Here is a 16,347-nt window from a genome sequence, read left to right on the forward strand (position 1 = left end):
GATTGAGCACCTCCGCGGTCAGTACCTGAAGGCCCACCCCCAATTGCAACAACCTTAAGACAGCCCTGCGCACCCGGTCCCTCTGATCGGGGCATTCGGCTGCACTTCAAAGCAGAAAGAAACCACAGTGAAAAACCAGACAGAAACCAGCAACAGCGATGGCCAGCATCATGAGTGCCAGACTCGCATTGAGATTTTCACCGATGGCTCATGCATCGGCAACCCCGGCCACGGGGGCTATGGCATCGTGACGCTTCGGAGGGACCCCGAAGGCCAAATCACCAAGTGCCGCGAGCGATTCGGCTTTGCGCTGGAAATCACCACCAACGTACGCATGGAAATGACAGCGGTGTGTGTTGCCCTTGAACGCCTTGGCTCCCCATCTGGTGAACCGATCAGCGTCTACTGCGACGCGAACCTGATACCGAATGCCATGAACGAATGGCTTGATGCGTGGAAGGCCAACGGCTGGAAGAAGGGCAACGGCAAAGCACCCGACAATCGGGACCTTTGGCAGCGCCTTGAACGCGCCGCTGAAGGCCGGAATGTTAGGTTTCTCTGGATACGCGGCCACAATGGCGATGAGCACAACGAACGGGCCGACAAGCTGGCCTATGCGGCGGCACGGAAGGCCGAGCAACGTGCGCGATACTACGCTGGGGCGTGGTCGTGACCAGTTCCTCCATCGCCATTGGAACAAGGGTCGCCGTGACCGAACGTGCTTGCCTCCGATGCTCGACGCAATTTGCGCCAAGGCGCAAGGATCAAGTGTATTGTTCAAATCCCTGCGCCAAGGCAGCGACACGCAATAAATCCAGAGGCTCGCGGCAGTTCGAGAACAGGAAGCGCACATCGTCCCACTATGACCGCGCCGCTTGGTTGGCTTTTGACCTGCGCCGCATGCCTGCAGACGAGTGCCGCGCGATGATATTGGCGCTCCTTGAGTCGGCTTCAGGTGCAGACGGGCTGTTGCGAAACATCCTGTTGGACCCTGCACTACTGAAGGCGAATCGTGCATCCAGCATCGGCAAGCTGTACCCGGATAGCAAATATCCAGGATCGCTGAACGTCGCGCAAATGGTGAACAGGTTTTGTCGGGCGGAATGGGGTTGTGATCTACGAGATGCGATCTTGGATGACGGGAAGCCTGCGGGCAGGTTGTTTATAGAACCAACTGCGGCCTAAAAGTCCCTCCGCACTTATATAGGGAAACCACAGGGGTTCACCGTACGGTGGTAAGCTGTAGGGATACTGCCAAGGAGACGACCACCCCGACCGCCCCAATCAAACACTCTTCGGCAACATGCTTCAAGGGTGGCAACCGTACGGTGGTGCATCTTGAGGGACACCAAAGGATGCATTGATAATGACGGGGTGGTGCAGTCCCTACAGGTATCCCAATAGGCGCTTTGATACATGGTCTTCTCTTTCATGCCTGTAGGAACAGACTCGCCGGTCTGTGGGTCATGTCCTGCGGTTTTGGCCTGATAGTCAGCAGATGGGACCCAAGCGATTTTTGCCGCAAACTTCTGAGCGCCTTACCGATGTAGGGCGGTGGCCGACCGTCCCCGTATGGGGTGTCGGGGATGGGTCCAATGGGCCGGGACAGGGGGTAGGGGGCGGGCATGGTCCCGCGCCCCTGTGTTGGCCGCGTCAGATGGCGTCAGCGCTGGCGAGTTGGGCGGTGAGGCACAAGGCTTCGTTCTTTGCTTCCATGAACACAAGGGCGGCGATGTCTGCCCGCAGGTTCAAGCGGGCGCGGTCGGCTAATGTCAATCTGATTGACAATAGGGTGTCCGTAAGGGCGAGTGTCCGTATCGGTATACCGCAGCGGACATGTGGCGCTGAGCGCAAAAGGGTGTCCGTAGGGGTTGCATTCCATCAACGGACATGTGTAACAACGGACATGACCCTAATGGATAGGCTTTAACCATGTCACAGACGATCCTCTATGCCCGCGTCAGCACGACAGAACAGACCCTTGAACATCAGCGAACCCAAGCCGAGGCAGCAGGCTTCAAGATTGATGAAGTGATCGCTGATCACGGCGTGTCGGGCGTGTCCACAAAGCTTGCGGATCGCCCCGAAGGGAAACGACTAGGGGACAAGCTGCGGGCCGGTGACGTGCTGGTGGTGCGCTGGGTTGATCGGCTGGGCCGGGACTATCGCGACGTAACCGATACGATCCGAGAGTTCATGCGGCGGGGCGTGGTCATCCGCACCGTCATCAACAAAATGACCTTTGATGGCACGGCGACAGACCCTGTGCAGCAGGCCGTCAGAGACGCGCTGATAGCCTTCATGGCTGCGACGGCACAGGCACAGGCCGAGGCGACCAAAGAGGCCCAGCGGGCGGGCATAGCGGCGCAGAAGGGCAATGCCCGAAAGTATCGCGGCAGAAAACCCGCGTATAACAACGACAAGCTGGCCATGGTCTTGGGCATGGATGCGGAGGGGGCGGGAACCAGCGCCATCGCCAGAGCAACCGGGCTTTCACGGCAAGCGGTCCTGCGGATCAAGGACGATCCGGCGGCGGCTGCGGAGGCATTGGCGAGGTGGGAGGATTGACGCTTGTTCGTCTTTGTATTTGTGCTGCCTCGACAGAATCAGACCCGGATATAGGGCAGCTTCTGGATTTCCCGCCATAGCGCCTTGACGGTCGTTTCTCCGTAGTCGCTCGCGGCGCGTCCGTCTTCGTGGCCCTGCATCACGTCCAGATATTCCTGCCCGATGGCAACGTCACGCCCAACGGTCTTGAACCTGTGTCGCCAGCCATGGTTCGGTTGCACGTCATCGGTGATCCCCACGACTGCTCGGACCCATTGCCCTACCTTCCCGCCAGCCGCCTGCGCACGTTCGACAGGATCGGCAGCTTTGCCGCGATGGGGTGCGGACGAATAGAAGACTGGGCCGGGGGGCAAGGAGTGAATGAGGTCTACCAGACCCATTTCGATCAACTGGGGATGGACGGGAACGACGCGATAAGCGCCCGACTTTACCGACCCCGCCTCGGGCGTGATCCGCAGGCAAGGGATACCACCCACGACGATCAGGTCTTCGGATCGCATTTGCATCACTTCGGTGATCCTCGCGCCCGTGAAGGCGCATATCCACGGACCCCAGCGGATCGCCCGCTTATTCAGCGCAGAGCGGCGGCCAAGTTCTGCCGGATCGACCAGAGCGGCGTTAAGGATCGCCACAGCCTCCGCATCGGTGAACCCCTTGGAACGCGTGCGCCGTGCCTTGCTGTAGCGTTCAGTGACTGATGCGGCAGGATTGCTGGACAGCCGCTGCTTCTCGACGGCGACACGGAACATGACCTTGACCGCCGCAAGATATTTCTGGCTGACGGTCCTGCCCGATATGCCCTGTTCGTGGCGCAGGAAAGAACACCAGTCAGCGATGTTGATGGGTTCGACAGCGTGTGCATTATCGTGCCCAAGGTATTCAATCAGCGATGCAACCTTGTGGCGGAAGTCTGTCACGGTGCGGGGGGATTTACCGTCCGCAAGGTGGTCTCGTTCCCACAGCGCGAACAGATCGGACAGGCTCACAGAGGGTGTATCACGCTTGATCGGGTCCTGCCATGCCGGAAACCTATCGGCCTGCGGATCGGGGCTGTAGTCGCCCTCAGAACGCTTGTGCTGCTGTTCCGCCCATTGGATCGCTGCGCGGTGCAATTCGTCAATGAGGCGGTCATAGCTGGCGGCATCCGCGTTCAGACCTTTGGAGCGCAGTATCTGATCCGCCGTCGCCCCATACCACTGCCGTAGATTCTCCTTAGATGACCCCACACGATCATTCAGACCATGAAAAGCCTGCCACACACCCACCGTGCCCGGCTCATCATCAAGCATCGCCATAGCGTCACGATAGGACTCACCAGCGAGTGCCACGAGTTGCTTATGGGGGATCGCCTCAGGTCCCGTGCGGATAGCCTGCCATTCGCGTTGATAGGCCAGATATGCTTCTGCCCAGCGCCTGCGGGCTTCGTCAGGGTCCCGTGTGCGTAACGACTTTCCCGTCTCAATTTTGCCGACTTGCTCGCGAATATCTGCGGGGACTTTAAGGCGGATCAGAAAGATTCCCGACTTCTTGTCCTTGGTCGGACGGGCCATTTGAAGGGCCATGGTGTAGGACTCCGGTGTAGGACCGAGTTCCCCTAGCCTACTGTTCTTCATGCAATTTATTGACATTACTGGAAGAATCATGGTGCTGTGAGAGAGGATTGAACTCTCGACCTCTCCCTTACCAAGGGAGTGCTCTACCACTGAGCTACCACAGCATCGTGGAGGGGCGTTTAGACAAAGCGGCGGCGCGGCGCAAGGGCCTCGCGCGCAAATTTTCGCCGAAAGCTGCCGAACGCGCGCCGTTGACCTTGGGTTACGCCGGGTCTGTGCTGCGTTCGAAACTGGACTGTGGGCGGCGTGATCGTTAACAGGGGCGGATGAACGGGAAGCGCGAGACAGGCCAGAGCAAGAACAGCCGCGAGGACCGCCTGCGGGCGGCGCTGAGGGCCAACCTGGCCAAGCGCAAGGCGCAGGCGCGGGCGCGGACCGATCAGCGGGCCGATGCGCCGACCGATATGGAACACAGTCAGGCCGAGCCGGACGACCAGATAACCGGCAAGCCGGAAGGGGACGAGTAGATGGATCAGATCATCGTGACGGGCAACGGGGCGCTGAATGGCGAGATCCCGATTGCCGGGGCCAAGAATGCCTGCCTGACGCTGATGCCGGCGACGCTGTTGACGGATCAGCCGCTGACGCTGACCAATGCCCCGCGGCTGTCGGATATCCGCACCATGACGGAACTGCTGCGCAGTCTCGGCGCCGAGGTGGCCAGCCTCCAGGACGGCACGGTGCTGGCGCTGTCGAGCCATGACCTGACGAGCCAGCGGGCCGAATATGACATCGTGCGCAAGATGCGCGCCTCGATCCTGGTGCTTGGCCCACTTCTGGCGCGCTATGGTCATGCCGAGGTCTCGCTGCCCGGTGGCTGCGCCATCGGCGCGCGGCCTGTGGACCTGCATCTGCGGGCGCTGGAGGCGATGGGCGCGGAACTGGACCTGCGCGAAGGCTACGTGAACGCCAAGGCGCCCTCGGGTGGCTTGCGCGGTGCGGTGATCGACTTCCCGATCGTCTCGGTCGGCGCCACCGAGAACGCGCTGCTGGCTGCCACGCTGGCGCGGGGCACCACGGTGCTGAAGAATGCCGCCCGCGAACCCGAGATCGTCGACCTGGCCGAATGCCTGCGCCGCATGGGCGCACGGATCGAGGGCGAGACCACCGGCACCATCACCATCGAGGGCGTCGATGCACTGCATGGCGCAACGCACCCGGTCGTCACCGACCGGATCGAGCTGGGCACCTATATGCTGGCGCCGGCGATCTGCGGTGGCGAGGTCGAATGCCTCGGTGGCCGGATCGATCTGCTGGGCGCCTTCTGCGAGAAGCTGGACGAGGCCGGGGTCTCGGTCGAGCAGACCAATCGCGGCATCAAGGTTTCGCGCAAGAACGGCCGCATCAAGGCCGTGGACGTGAAGACCGAACCCTTCCCCGGCTTCCCGACCGATCTGCAGGCGCAGATGATGGCGCTGATGTGCACCGCCGAGGGCACCAGCGTGCTGGAGGAAACCATCTTCGAGAACCGCTTCATGCACGCGCCGGAACTGGCGCGTATGGGCGCAAAGATCGAGGTTCATGGCGGCCATGCGACCGTCACCGGGGTCAGTAAGCTGAAGGGCGCGCCGGTCATGGCGACCGACCTGCGCGCCAGCGTCAGCCTGATTCTCGCCGGTCTGGCGGCAGAGGGCGAAACCATCGTCAGCCGCGTCTATCACCTCGATCGCGGTTACGAGCATGTCGTGCGCAAGCTGCGCGGCGTAGGCGCCAAGATCGAGCGGGTGAAGGAAGGCGAGGCCGCCCATGGCTGATGCAGGCTTCTTTGATGCCGGGCCGGACAGCCCGCTGGCGCTGAAGGCCGAGGGCGAGGCCGATCTGAGGGTGATCTCGGCGCTGGTGCAGGATGCGATCCTGCCGGCGAACGAACTCAGCTATGACAGCAAGGCCCGGCGCCTGGCGCTGCTGATCAACCGCTTCCGTTGGGAAGATGCCGAGGCCGCGCGGCGCGAGAAGCGCGAGTTCGAGCGGGTCCGGGCGCTGCTGGTCGTCAATGACGTGCTCAAGGTGCAAAGCGACGGGCTCAGCCGCGATGCCGATACGGTGCTGGAACTCTTGACCATCGACTGGCAGCCGGGCGCCGATGGCACCGGGCGGCTGCTGCTGGAGTTTGCCGGCGACGGCACGCTGTCCGCCGATGTCGAATGCATCAACCTCGACCTGCGCGACGTGACCCGGCCCTATGTCGCGCCCTCGGGCAAGGCACCGCATCACCCGGAATGAGAGTCTGGCGGCTTGATCCCGCGCGCGCCGCGGAATGGCGCGCCATCCGGCTTGCGGCGCTGATCGATGCGCCCGAGGCCTTCGGCTCGACGCTGGACGACTGGCAGGACCGGCCGCTCGCGGATTTCGCCGAACGGCTGGCGGCGGTGCCGACCTTCGCGGCGGGCCGGACCGAGGGCGAACCGCTGGCGGTCGCCGCCTGGCAGGCGGGGCTGGACCCGAGCGATGACCAGCGGGGCTGGCTTCTGGCGGTCTATGCCCGGCCCGAGGCGCGTGGCCGGGGCTTTGCCGAAACCGCCATCCGCGCCGCCATCGCCGATGCGGCGGCGCAGGGCATGACCTCGATCGGCCTCAATGTCCGGGACCGGGCGGCCCATGCGCAGGCGCTTTATCGCCGGCTCGGGTTCCGCCCCTCGGACCGGCACGAGCCGAGCAACAGCCCGGACAACCCCGAGATCGAGATGCTGAGGAGCCTGCCATGATCCTCTCCGCCGAGGCGCTGGCCTTTGACATGGATGGCACGCTGGTCAATTCCGGCCCGGTCATCGCCGCCTCCTGGACCGAATGGGCGGAACGCCGGGGACTGGACCCTGTGGCGGTCATCCATTTCTGCCATGGCCGTCCGCTGCACCGGATCATCGCCCATTTCGCCCCCGATGCCGATCTGATGACCGAGGGGCAATGGGTGCTGGACCGGCTGCCCGCGCTGGAACACCTGTTGCGCCCGATGGCCGGTGCGCCGGAATTGCTGGCGAGCCTAGCGGGTGACGAATGGGCGCTGGTCACTTCGGCCCCGTCCGATCTGGCGCGGCGCTGGATGGGTATCTGCCAGTTGCCCCTGCCCGGCATCATCATCACCGCCGATGACGTGACCCATCCGAAACCCGATCCCGAACCCTTTGCCCGGGCAGCGAAGGCCTTCGGGCTCGCGCCAGAACGGATGCTGGCCTTCGAGGACTCGACCGCCGGCCTCACCTCGGCCAAGGATGCCGGGATGCCGAGCGTCGGGCTTGGCGGCGCCACCGGCAGCGCGGTCAGCATCGCCGATTACAGCGGCGTGACCCGCCTGCCCGGCCCCGGCATCCGGTTGGATTTCGGCACCTAGATCCGCTGCCAGCGGATCACCTCGGGCTTGCCATCGAGCAGCGGCAGGATCTTCACCAGCTGCGCGTCAAGGAATTCCGTCTGGTTATGGGCGCGTTCGGCCTCGGGCGTGGCCCAGATCTCGACCGAGGTGAAGAGATCGCCGCTCTGCAGATAGTCATAGCTTAGGCAGCCCGGCTCGTCCCGGCTGTGTTCGGCAAGTGCACGAAGCAGCGGGATCAGCGCGCCTGCCTGACCGGCACGGGCGCGGAAACGGGCGGTGACATGAACAGGACCGCTCACAACCGCCGCTCCCATTCCTCCTGCTGCTCGCGCCGGGCCATGTCATGGGCGGCTTTCGGCAGCACGGTGCGATAGGGCGGATTGGCCTCGGTCAGCACCCGGATCATCGCCTCGACCATCTCGGCCGGGTCGGCCTGCCGGGTCAGTTCGCGCACGGGCCAGTGATCCATCACCCGCTCGCCCTGCCCCCACCACTGGTCCTGCGCCTCCATCCCGGTATCGTTGAAGCCGGTGCGATAGGCGCCGGGATTGATGGTGCAGACCTCGACGCCATAGGGGGCCAGCTCTTCGCGCAGCGCGAGGCAGAAGCCCTCGACGGCGAATTTGCTGGCGGAATAAGCCCCGTCCCAGGGCACTTTCACCAGACCCGCCACCGACGAGGTCCAGACGATGCGCCCGCCCCCCGCGCGGATGAATTTCCTGGCCGCGCCCTGCGCCATCTCGAGGGCCGCGAAAACATTGGTGTCGAAGATACGCCGGACGATCTCGGGCGGAAGTTCCGCCACCGGGCCGGATTCCATGATGCCCGCATTGTTGAACAGCGTGTCGAACTCCAGCGCCAGCGCATGGTCGCGGTCGATCGCGGAGAGCACGTCCAGCTTGATGACCTGCATGGTGAGGCCCCGCCGCGCCGCCTCGGCCCGAAGCTCTGTCACCTGCGGCCATATCTGGCAGGACGCGATGACCTTGTGCCCCGCCTCGGCCAGCCCCAGGGCCACGCCCTTGCCGAAACCCGAGCCCGCGCCGGTGATGAGGATGGTTCTGGTCATGCTGCCTCCCGTGTCTCACGGGGCCAGATGAGCATGGCGGCGCGGGATTGTCGACCAAGGCGGCTGGTCTAAATCCTCAGCCCGCGTCTTGACCGATCAGGATCACGCCCCCTTCGACCACCAGCGGCACCCGGTCCAGCGCGCAATCGGCGCCCGACAGCGGCTCGCCCGTTGCGGCATCGAACATGGCGCCATGTCCCGTGCACATCAGCTTGGCCCCGTCGGCTGACAGGATCTGCGGCCCGCGATAGTCGAGCGGCAGATATTGGTGCGGGCAGGCATTCACATAGGCATGGACGGCCTCGCCCGCGCGAACGAGCAGCAGCGGGAATTCGCCCTGCGGACCGTTCAGCATCAGCGTCATCGCCCCGCTGACCTCGGCCAGCGCGGCGACCGGGGTGCCAAGTGCCGGCGCGGTGCTGTAATCGGTCCAGGCCATGGGTCGCTCCTGTCATGAAAATGCGCCCGAAGCAGAGGCCGGGCGCAGAAACCGTTTACCACATGCGGATCAGACGGTGGGTTCGGCCTTCAGCACGCCGCGGCGGACCTGATCTTCCTCGATCGATTCGAAGAGGGCGCGGAAATTGCCCTCGCCAAAGCCGTCATCGCCCTTGCGCTGGATGAACTCGAAGAAGATCGGCCCGATCACGGTTTTCGAGAAGATCTGCAGAAGGATGCGGGTCTCGCCACCCCCGACGACGCCCTCGCCATCGATCAGGATGCCGTGCTTCTTCATCCGCTCCAGCGGTTCCTCATGGCCGGTCACGCGCTTTTTCGACATGTCGTAATAGACGGCGGGCGGCCCGGGCATGAATTCCATCCCGGCGGCGGAAATCGCATCGGTGCCGGCATAGATGTCATTGCTGGCAATCGCGATGTGCTGGATGCCCTCGCCCTTGTATTCCTTCAGATACTCCTCGATCTGGCTGTTCTCGTCGGCGCTTTCGTTGATCGGGATGCGGATCTTGCCATCGGGGCTGGTCAGGGCGCGGCTGGTCAGGCCGGTCTGCTTGCCCTTGATGTCGAAGAAGCGGATTTCGCGGAAGTTGAACACGTCGTGGTAGAACTTGTACCAGGTATCCATGTTCCCGCGGATCACATTGTGGGTCAGGTGGTCGAGGTAGAAGAAGCCGAAGCCCGTGGGGCGCGGATTGACCTCGCCCAGCCAGTCGAAGTCGCGCGCATAGGCGCTGCCAGTGTCGCCATAGGTGTCGACGAAGTAGAGCAGCGAGCCGCCGATGCCGATCACCGCAGGCACGTCCAGCGATTTGCCCGGGCCGGTATATTCCACCGCGCCCAGCTCCACCGCGCGCTTCAGCGCGTGCTGCGCATCGACCACGCGCCAGGCCATGGCCGGGGCGCAGGGGCCGTGATCCTTGACGAACTGGGCGGCATGGCCATCCGCATCGGCGTTCAGCAGATAGTTGATGTCGCCCTGACGATAGAGAACGATGTCCTTGGTCTTGTGCTTGGCCACCGGGACAAAGCCCATCTGGCGGAAGATGCGGTCCAGGATCTCGGGCTGGGGATGGGCGAATTCGACGAACTCGAACCCGTCGGTGCCGGCCGGGTTGGCGGCGGTGATGGTGGCTTTCGGGGCGTTGTGCGGGAAGGGACCCATGGCGCTACTCCTCAATCTGCGGCTTGGCGACAGTATGTCACAGGGGCCGCGCATGGGGCTTGCATCTTTCGCCGGTTTTCGGGTCATATTGCACGAAATTCGCACCATCATACGGATTGGCGCACGAAATGGCGATAGACAGCTTTGACCTTGCGATTCTGACCGCATTGCAGCGCGACGGGGCGATGACCAACGCGGCACTGGCCGAGGTGGTGAACCTCTCGGCCTCGCAATGCTCGCGCCGGAGGGCGGCGCTGGAAGAGGCCGGGCTGATCCTCGGTTATGCGGCGCGACTGAATGCCGCCGGCTTGGGCTTTGGCCTCCGCGCGATCACGCGGGTGAACCTGCAAAGCCACGGACAGGGCACCGATGACAGCTTTGCCCGTTTCATCCAGACGCAGCCGAATATCCGCGCCGCCTTCTCGGTCGCGGGCGATGCCGATTACGTGCTGGACGTGCGCGCCCGTGATCTGGAAGATTTCGCCGCCTTCCTGCACCAGCATCTGCTGCCACATCCGCAGGTGGCGCATGTGCGCTCGGAAATCGTCTTGAAGACACTGAAGGAAGAGGAAGGTCTGGCGCTTCAGCCTTGATTGTTCAGGCTGAAGAGATCCACGAAACCCTGCGCCCGGGCGGCATCGCCGATCAGCCCGATCACCCCGGCCTCGGCCAGACGGGCCACCGGCTCGGGCCCATAGACCGCGCGGGCCAGCGTGTTGCCATTGCCGCGCAAGAGGAAATCGCCCTCAGGCTTGCGGGTGGCAGTGACCGCCAGCGACCCGTCCGGCGCGATCCGCAACTCGAACGCCTCGCGCTCCATGTCGAAACCGGCGATAACCCCCTGCCCTGCGGCCGCAGCGCGGTCGATCTTGGCGCACATGGACAGCATCAGCGCCGTCGGGCTGATGAAGCGGCGCGGGTCATGGCCCTGATGCTGGCTGCCCCAATGGCAGAGCGCCATCAAGACCGGATGCAGCGCCTGACCTGATGGCGTCAACCCATAGACCCCAAGGTCAGGATCATGGCTGACCACGCCCGACTCGATCATCTGCGTCAGCCGCTGGGTCAGCACCCCGGCGGTGATCCCCGGCATCCCGGCGCGAAGCGCCTGAAACCGCTTCGGCACCACCATCAGTTCGCGCGCCACCAGCAGCGCCCATCGATCGCCGATGACGTTCAGGGCGTGGGCCTCTAGGCAGCCCTCGTCATAGCGGATGCGCGATGTTTCGCCGTTCTTGGTCATATTTTCATACTATCAGTTGCTTTTTCATACTGCAAGCGACAGGATGCGAGTCGGATCGGGGATTTCGCCCCGGCAACAGGAGGTTCAGATGAGCTATTATTTTGGCACCATCGCGGCTGTCCCCACCGCAAATAAGCAAGACTACATTGACCATGTGAAAATGGCCTGGGGCCTGTTCTCGAAATATGGCGCGACCCGGATGATCGAGACCTGGGGCGCCGATGTACCCAAGGGCAAGGTCAACGATCTGCAGGGCGCGGTCGCGGCCAAGGATGATGAGACCGTCGTGTTTTCCTGGATCGAATGGCCCGACAAGGCCGCCGCCGATGCGGCCTGGGAGAAGATGCAGAGCGATCCCGAGATGGCGGCGATGGGCAATATGCCCTTCGATGGCAGCCGGATGATCTATGGCGGCTTCCACCCGGTCTGGGAGGCCGGAGAACCGAATGGCGGGGCCTATGTTCAAGGCTTCGCGCTGGCCGCGCCCGAGAAGAACAAGGACGCCTATACCAAGATGGCGGGCGAGGCCTGGTCGATGTTCGAGGGCTATGGCGCGCTTGGCACCATCGAGGGCTGGGGCGTGGACGTGCCGCACGGCAAGAAGACCGATTTCTACCGCGCCACCCTGGCCGAAGAGGGCGAGGCGCCGATCTTCAGCTGGATCGCCTGGCCCGACCGCGCCACCTGCGACGCGGCCGCCAAATCGATGGAGGCCGACATGGAAGGGCAGGAATTCCCCGAGATGCCCTTTGACGGCAAGCGGATGATGTGGGGGGGATTTGACACGATCTTCGATTCCGCGAAATCCTGACATCCGGTCTCGGGACCGATCAACCGCCGATCACGAGGAGGCGATCATGACGAGCTTTCAAGGCAATCCCTGCTGGTATGAACTGACATCCGGCGATTCCCCTGCGGCAGCCGATTTCTATGGCAAGGTGCTGGGCTGGACCGCGCAGGATGCGGGCGTGCCCGGTTTCGACTATCTTCTGGCGAAATCGGGCGAGGACATGGTCGCCGGCCTCGCCAATGCCGATGGCAACCAGCCGCCGCACTGGCTGATCTATTTCGCCGTCGATGATTGCGACGCGGCGGTGCAGGCGATCCTCAAGGCCGGCGGCAAGGATTTCGTCGGCCCCGAAGACATTCCCGGCACCGGCCGCTTTGCCATCGTCGGCGACCCGCAGGGCGGGCGCTTCGGCATCCTGCAGCCCGATCTCGGCGATATGACGCCCGAGCAGATCGCCAAGGCCAACGAGACCGGCGCCTTCGACCAGAAGAAGGCCGGGCATGGCAACTGGAACGAGCTGATGTCGAGCGACCCGGAAGCGGGCTTTGCCTTCTATTCCGGTCTCTTCGGCTGGCAGAAATCGACGCCCGTCGACATGGGCGAGATGGGCACCTACCAGCTCTTCTCGCATAAGGGCGCCGATATCGGCGGGATGATGGGCCTCGGCAACGCGCCCTTCACCTGCTGGCTGCCCTATTTCGGCGCGAATGGCGTGACGGCTGCCATGGACCGGATCAGCGCCAATGGCGGCCAGATCATCCACGGCCCGCAAGAGGTTCCGGGCGGCGCCTTCATCGCCATCGCACAGGACCCGCAGGGCGCGCATTTTGCCGTGGTCGGCCCGAAGGAGATCAGCGCATGACCCGCGAACCCGTTACCATCGTCACCTATGACTGGGTGCCGCCCTTTGCCCAGGGCTATGTCCGCGAGATCCGCGCGCGTTGGGCCGCCGAAGAGGCCGGCATCCCCTATCGCATCGAAACCGTGCCGGTTTCACCCAAATCTGCCGCCCATCGGGAGATGCAGCCCTTCGAGCAGGTGCCGGTGCTGAAGGATGGCGACCTGACCCTGTTCGAGAGCGGCGCCATCGCGCTTTATCTGGCAGAGGGCACGGCGCTTCTGCCAGAGGCGCGCAGGGCCGAGGTGACGCAATGGCTGATCGCCGCGCTGAACAGCGTCGAGCCGCAGGTGATGGTCTGGGTCACGGCCGGGCTGTTCGACAAGGACGAGGCCGCCGCCGAGCGCGCAATGAAGCGCCTTCAGCCCCGCCTTGCGCAACTGGCCGCCGCGCTCGAGGGGCGCGACTGGCTTCTGGGCGACACCTTCTCGATTGCCGATCTGATGTTGGTCGAGGTGCTGCGCGGTGCCGGCGACGATGGCGCGCTGGATGATCATCCGGTGCTGTCCGCCTATGTCGCCCGCGCCACTGCGCGTCCGGCCTTCCAGAAGGCGATGGCCGATCACATGGCCCATTGGGCCGAGGCCGACCGCGCCAAGGCCCAAAAGGAGGGCGCGGCATGACCTCGCCCGTCCGCACCTGCCTCTGGATGGAGAAGGACGGCTCGGCTGCCGCCGCCTTCTATACCGCGCTGATCCCCGGCAGCGCCGTCGAGGGGGCCGTGGGCTTTCAGGGCGGCGACACCCCGGCGCTGGTGGTGAATTTTCACCTCGCCGGCACGCCCTACATGATCCTGAACGGCGGGCCGCATTTCACCCTCTCCCCCGCCGCCTCGATCTCGGTCCTGACTGAGGATCAGGCCGAAACAGACCTGCTCTGGAACGCGCTGACCGCCGATGGCGGACAGGAAAGCCAGTGCGGCTGGCTGATCGACCGCTGGGGCCTGTCCTGGCAGATCACTCCCCGCGCGGTGATGGAGATGACCTTTGCCGACGACCCCGAAGCCTCGGAACGGGCGCGGCAGGCCATGTACAAGATGACCAAGCTCGACATCGCCACGATGCGCGCGGCCTTTGACGGCCAGTGAAAGGATAGCTGATGAAGACCCCCATCGCGCCCTTGCTGGCGCTGACCCTTGCGCTGGTCCCTGCCCTTGCACGGGCCGAGGCGACCACCACCGTTGACCCCGCCGCCATCACCCCCGCCGACGTGCCGCGCGGCCAGCCCGATTATCACGCGGCGGGTGCCGGCGCCTATGTGCTCGACCCGGCGCATACGGCGGTGATCGCCCGGGTGCCGCATATGAACTTCTCGGTCAGCGTCTTCCGCTTTGATACTGTCTCGGGCAGCCTTCAGTGGAACCCCGAGAATTCCGCTGCCAGCACCCTGACCGCGACGGTTCAGGCCGGTTCGATCAGCAACCCCTATCCGGGTTTTGCCGAAACGCTGACCGGCGCGGATTACCTGAACGTGGCGGCCCATCCCGAGGCGAGTTTCACCGCCACCGGATTTGACGCAGTCAGCAATACCGCCGGCACCGTCACCGGCGATCTGACCATCATGGGCCAGACCCACCCGGCGACCTTCGACGTGACCCTGATCGGCGCGGGTGAGGGCTATACCGGGGATGAAAACGACCTGCCGATCCTTGCCCATCTGATCGGGATGCATGCCGAGACCACGATCGACCCGCAGGCCTATGGGCTGAACGCCTTCTTCACCGACCCGATCGAGATCCAGATCGACGCCGAATTCGCCCGCAAGCCCGCGCCGAAATCATGAGCCTGACGCTCTACTATCACCCGCTGGCCTCGTTCTGCTGGAAAGTGCTGATAGCGCTCTACGAGAACGACACCGCCTTCACCCCGCGGCTGATCGATCTGGGCGACCCGGCGGACCAGGCGCTGATGGCCGGGGTCTGGCCGGTGGCCAAGATGCCGGCGCTGATCGATCAGGGGCGCGGCGAGACGGTGGCCGAGACCTCGATCATCATCGATTACCTCGACCAGCACCATCCCGGCCCGCGCCGGATGATCCCTGCGGACCCGGATGCCGCGCGGCAGGTGCGGCTGTGGGACCGGTTCTTCGATCTCTATGTCCATGACCCGATGCAGCGCATCGTCGTGTCGCATCTCTTCATGCCAGCCGAGGCACAGCCTGCCATCGCCGCCGCATCCCGCGCCACGCTCGACACCGCTTACAAGACAGCCGAGGCGCATCTGCAGGGCCGGGACTGGGCGGCGGGCGATTTCGGCATGGCCGATTGCGCCGCCATGCCGGCGCTGTTCTATGCCGGCATCCTGCATCCGTTCGAGGGTTTTCCGGCGCTGACGGGCTATGCCGAACGCCTGTTCGAACGGCCATCCTGCGCGCGGGTGCTGGCCGAGGCAAAGCCCTATTTCGACATGTTCCCCTTTGTCGAGCGGATGCCCGAACGGTTTCGCTGAGCGCGGCAGAGGGCAAGCGTCGGACCGTGGGTAGGCGCCCGAACGGCCCGACTGCGTGCTTTATGGCGCCAAGTCCCTCTCCTGCCGGAACTCGGGACCAGCCGCACCAAAGCGCCTACCCGCCCGGACGGGCAGGCGCTGGCCCGGCGCGCTTCGCGCTTGCTCCGGGCCGGGCGCGCCGCTCATCCCCGGATCATCGCCAGCGCCTCGGGCGGCGGGGCTTGCTCGATGCGGCGATACCAGCTGCCATCGGTGGCGCGCTCGACCAGCCGGTGATCGATCAGCGAGCGGCGCAGCAACACGTGATCGCCGAAGAGGTGCCAGTCCTTCAGCACCGCGTTCAGATCCGCCTCGCGGTAATCGCGCCCCGGCGCCAGCCCGGCCCAGAAACGCCAGAGGCATAGGCCCTGCAGCTTCGTCGGCGCCGGCCATGCGATCATCCGTCCCTGCGCATCGAAATTCCGCAATGCCCGCTCGACCGATTTCGAGACGGCGGGCCGGGGCGCCTCGGCCCGAAGCTGCTGGTAGTTCCTGAATCCGGCGGCGCGGGCGATCAGGCCCAGCATGGCCTGATGGCCGGGGACTTCCTGCCTCGACAGATCGCGGGCCAGCGTGCGGGCAAAGCCCGACAGGTCGGTGATGAAGACGGCGTTCAGATCACGCGTCATGGCGGCATCCTTCCAGCCACGCGAATACCCCGGTTCGGGGTGCCGATGGTCGCCCTTGTCAGCGCGCGGCAAAAGATGCGGCTGCCCAATCTCTCGCACAGGTTCAGCTTGGCCAGATGG

General features: G+C 64.4%; 21 protein-coding genes and 1 tRNA gene. 14 read left to right on the top strand and 8 right to left on the bottom strand.

The annotated features are described in order from the left end of the window. Positions 1 to 127: 127 nt before the first annotated feature. Positions 128 to 673, top strand: a complete 546-nt coding sequence (locus tag Q1A36_RS04395; RefSeq protein WP_299840286.1) for a ribonuclease H — start codon at positions 128 to 130, stop codon at positions 671 to 673. 1,259 nt (positions 674 to 1,932) lie between these two features. Further along, complete coding sequence (locus tag Q1A36_RS04400; RefSeq protein ID WP_299840288.1) at positions 1,933 to 2,568, top strand: recombinase family protein; 636 nt, start codon at positions 1,933 to 1,935, stop codon at positions 2,566 to 2,568. 38 nt (positions 2,569 to 2,606) lie between these two features. Here Q1A36_RS04400 and Q1A36_RS04405 read toward each other — a convergent pair whose 3' ends face one another. Both Q1A36_RS04405 and Q1A36_RS04410 read right to left on the bottom strand, forming a co-directional pair. Next, positions 2,607 to 4,118, bottom strand: coding sequence for a DUF6538 domain-containing protein (locus Q1A36_RS04405; RefSeq protein ID WP_299840291.1), 1,512 nt, complete (start codon positions 4,116 to 4,118; stop codon positions 2,607 to 2,609). 92 nt (positions 4,119 to 4,210) lie between these two features. Then, positions 4,211 to 4,285 (bottom strand) — tRNA-Thr (locus Q1A36_RS04410). Positions 4,286 to 4,447: 162 nt separating this feature from the next. Here Q1A36_RS04410 and Q1A36_RS04415 point away from each other — a divergent pair. From Q1A36_RS04415 to Q1A36_RS04435, 5 genes are read left to right on the top strand one after another with little or no spacing between them, the layout of a single operon-like run. Further along, on the top strand, positions 4,448 to 4,648 hold the full coding sequence (locus tag Q1A36_RS04415) for a hypothetical protein (protein WP_299840293.1): 201 nt from the start codon (positions 4,448 to 4,450) through the stop codon (positions 4,646 to 4,648). After that, a complete protein-coding gene (gene murA, locus Q1A36_RS04420) occupies positions 4,649 to 5,935 on the top strand; it encodes a UDP-N-acetylglucosamine 1-carboxyvinyltransferase (protein WP_299840296.1) in 1,287 nt (428 codons plus the stop codon). After that, entirely contained in the window at positions 5,928 to 6,404 is a 477-nt protein-coding gene (locus Q1A36_RS04425) for a DUF2948 family protein (protein ID WP_299840299.1), read from the top strand. Before murA ends, Q1A36_RS04425 begins: the two co-directional genes overlap by 8 nt. Beyond that, positions 6,401 to 6,886 carry a GNAT family N-acetyltransferase gene (locus Q1A36_RS04430; RefSeq protein WP_299840302.1) on the top strand — a complete coding sequence of 162 codons (486 nt, stop codon included), beginning with the start codon at positions 6,401 to 6,403 and terminating at the stop codon, positions 6,884 to 6,886. The genes Q1A36_RS04425 and Q1A36_RS04430 overlap by 4 nt, the downstream gene beginning before the upstream one ends. Then, entirely contained in the window at positions 6,883 to 7,509 is a 627-nt protein-coding gene (locus tag Q1A36_RS04435) for an HAD-IA family hydrolase (protein ID WP_299840305.1), read from the top strand. The genes Q1A36_RS04430 and Q1A36_RS04435 overlap by 4 nt, the downstream gene beginning before the upstream one ends. Here the strand turns inward: Q1A36_RS04435 and Q1A36_RS04440 are convergent. The 4 genes from Q1A36_RS04440 to hppD all read right to left on the bottom strand — a co-directional run bounded on the left by Q1A36_RS04440 (position 7,506) and on the right by hppD (position 10,181). Continuing rightward, positions 7,506 to 7,790 carry a putative quinol monooxygenase gene (locus Q1A36_RS04440; protein WP_299840309.1) on the bottom strand — a complete coding sequence of 95 codons (285 nt, stop codon included), beginning with the start codon at positions 7,788 to 7,790 and terminating at the stop codon, positions 7,506 to 7,508. The two genes, Q1A36_RS04435 and Q1A36_RS04440, sit on opposite strands and share 4 nt — an antisense overlap. Continuing rightward, positions 7,787 to 8,560, bottom strand: a complete 774-nt coding sequence (locus Q1A36_RS04445; RefSeq protein WP_299840312.1) for an SDR family oxidoreductase — start codon at positions 8,558 to 8,560, stop codon at positions 7,787 to 7,789. The genes Q1A36_RS04440 and Q1A36_RS04445 overlap by 4 nt, the downstream gene beginning before the upstream one ends. Positions 8,561 to 8,636: 76 nt before the next feature. Further along, positions 8,637 to 8,999, bottom strand: coding sequence for a Rieske 2Fe-2S domain-containing protein (locus Q1A36_RS04450; protein ID WP_299840315.1), 363 nt, complete (start codon positions 8,997 to 8,999; stop codon positions 8,637 to 8,639). Positions 9,000 to 9,068: 69 nt separating this feature from the next. Next, the gene (hppD, locus tag Q1A36_RS04455; protein ID WP_299840318.1) at positions 9,069 to 10,181 is read right to left on the bottom strand and encodes a 4-hydroxyphenylpyruvate dioxygenase; all 1,113 of its coding nucleotides are present in this window, start codon (positions 10,179 to 10,181) and stop codon (positions 9,069 to 9,071) included. Between the two features lie 116 nt (positions 10,182 to 10,297). On the opposite strand from hppD, the gene Q1A36_RS04460 reads away from it, so the two are divergent. Then, entirely contained in the window at positions 10,298 to 10,774 is a 477-nt protein-coding gene (locus Q1A36_RS04460) for an Lrp/AsnC family transcriptional regulator (protein WP_299840321.1), read from the top strand. Here Q1A36_RS04460 and Q1A36_RS04465 read toward each other — a convergent pair. Continuing rightward, entirely contained in the window at positions 10,765 to 11,424 is a 660-nt protein-coding gene (locus Q1A36_RS04465; RefSeq protein WP_299840324.1) for a helix-turn-helix domain-containing protein, read from the bottom strand. The two genes, Q1A36_RS04460 and Q1A36_RS04465, sit on opposite strands and share 10 nt — an antisense overlap. Positions 11,425 to 11,512: 88 nt before the next feature. Between Q1A36_RS04465 and Q1A36_RS04470 the strand changes: the two genes are divergently transcribed. From Q1A36_RS04470 to Q1A36_RS04495, 6 genes are read left to right on the top strand one after another with little or no spacing between them, the layout of a single operon-like run. Next, positions 11,513 to 12,235 (top strand): DUF1428 domain-containing protein, encoded by a 723-nt coding sequence (locus Q1A36_RS04470; protein ID WP_299840327.1) that lies wholly within the window; start codon positions 11,513 to 11,515, stop codon positions 12,233 to 12,235. Between the two features lie 46 nt (positions 12,236 to 12,281). After that, positions 12,282 to 13,076 carry a VOC family protein gene (locus Q1A36_RS04475; RefSeq protein WP_299840330.1) on the top strand — a complete coding sequence of 265 codons (795 nt, stop codon included), beginning with the start codon at positions 12,282 to 12,284 and terminating at the stop codon, positions 13,074 to 13,076. Continuing rightward, positions 13,073 to 13,735, top strand: coding sequence for a glutathione S-transferase family protein (locus Q1A36_RS04480; protein WP_299840333.1), 663 nt, complete (start codon positions 13,073 to 13,075; stop codon positions 13,733 to 13,735). Before Q1A36_RS04475 ends, Q1A36_RS04480 begins: the two co-directional genes overlap by 4 nt. After that, positions 13,732 to 14,199, top strand: coding sequence for a VOC family protein (locus Q1A36_RS04485; RefSeq protein WP_299840336.1), 468 nt, complete (start codon positions 13,732 to 13,734; stop codon positions 14,197 to 14,199). The genes Q1A36_RS04480 and Q1A36_RS04485 overlap by 4 nt, the downstream gene beginning before the upstream one ends. A gap of 11 nt (positions 14,200 to 14,210) precedes the next feature. Continuing rightward, positions 14,211 to 14,894: a YceI family protein gene (locus Q1A36_RS04490; RefSeq protein ID WP_299840339.1), complete on the top strand. Its 684-nt coding sequence runs from the start codon at positions 14,211 to 14,213 to the stop codon at positions 14,892 to 14,894. After that, positions 14,891 to 15,559, top strand: coding sequence for a glutathione S-transferase family protein (locus tag Q1A36_RS04495; protein ID WP_299840342.1), 669 nt, complete (start codon positions 14,891 to 14,893; stop codon positions 15,557 to 15,559). Before Q1A36_RS04490 ends, Q1A36_RS04495 begins: the two co-directional genes overlap by 4 nt. Positions 15,560 to 15,741: 182 nt before the next feature. On the opposite strand, the gene Q1A36_RS04500 is transcribed toward Q1A36_RS04495, so the two are convergent. Further along, positions 15,742 to 16,227 carry a DUF2087 domain-containing protein gene (locus Q1A36_RS04500; RefSeq protein ID WP_299840345.1) on the bottom strand — a complete coding sequence of 162 codons (486 nt, stop codon included), beginning with the start codon at positions 16,225 to 16,227 and terminating at the stop codon, positions 15,742 to 15,744. Between the last annotated feature and the right edge of the window lie 120 nt (positions 16,228 to 16,347).

Origin of the sequence: uncultured Paracoccus sp. (assembly GCF_947487305.1) — a bacterium.
Lineage (GTDB): Bacteria > Pseudomonadota > Alphaproteobacteria > Rhodobacterales > Rhodobacteraceae > Paracoccus.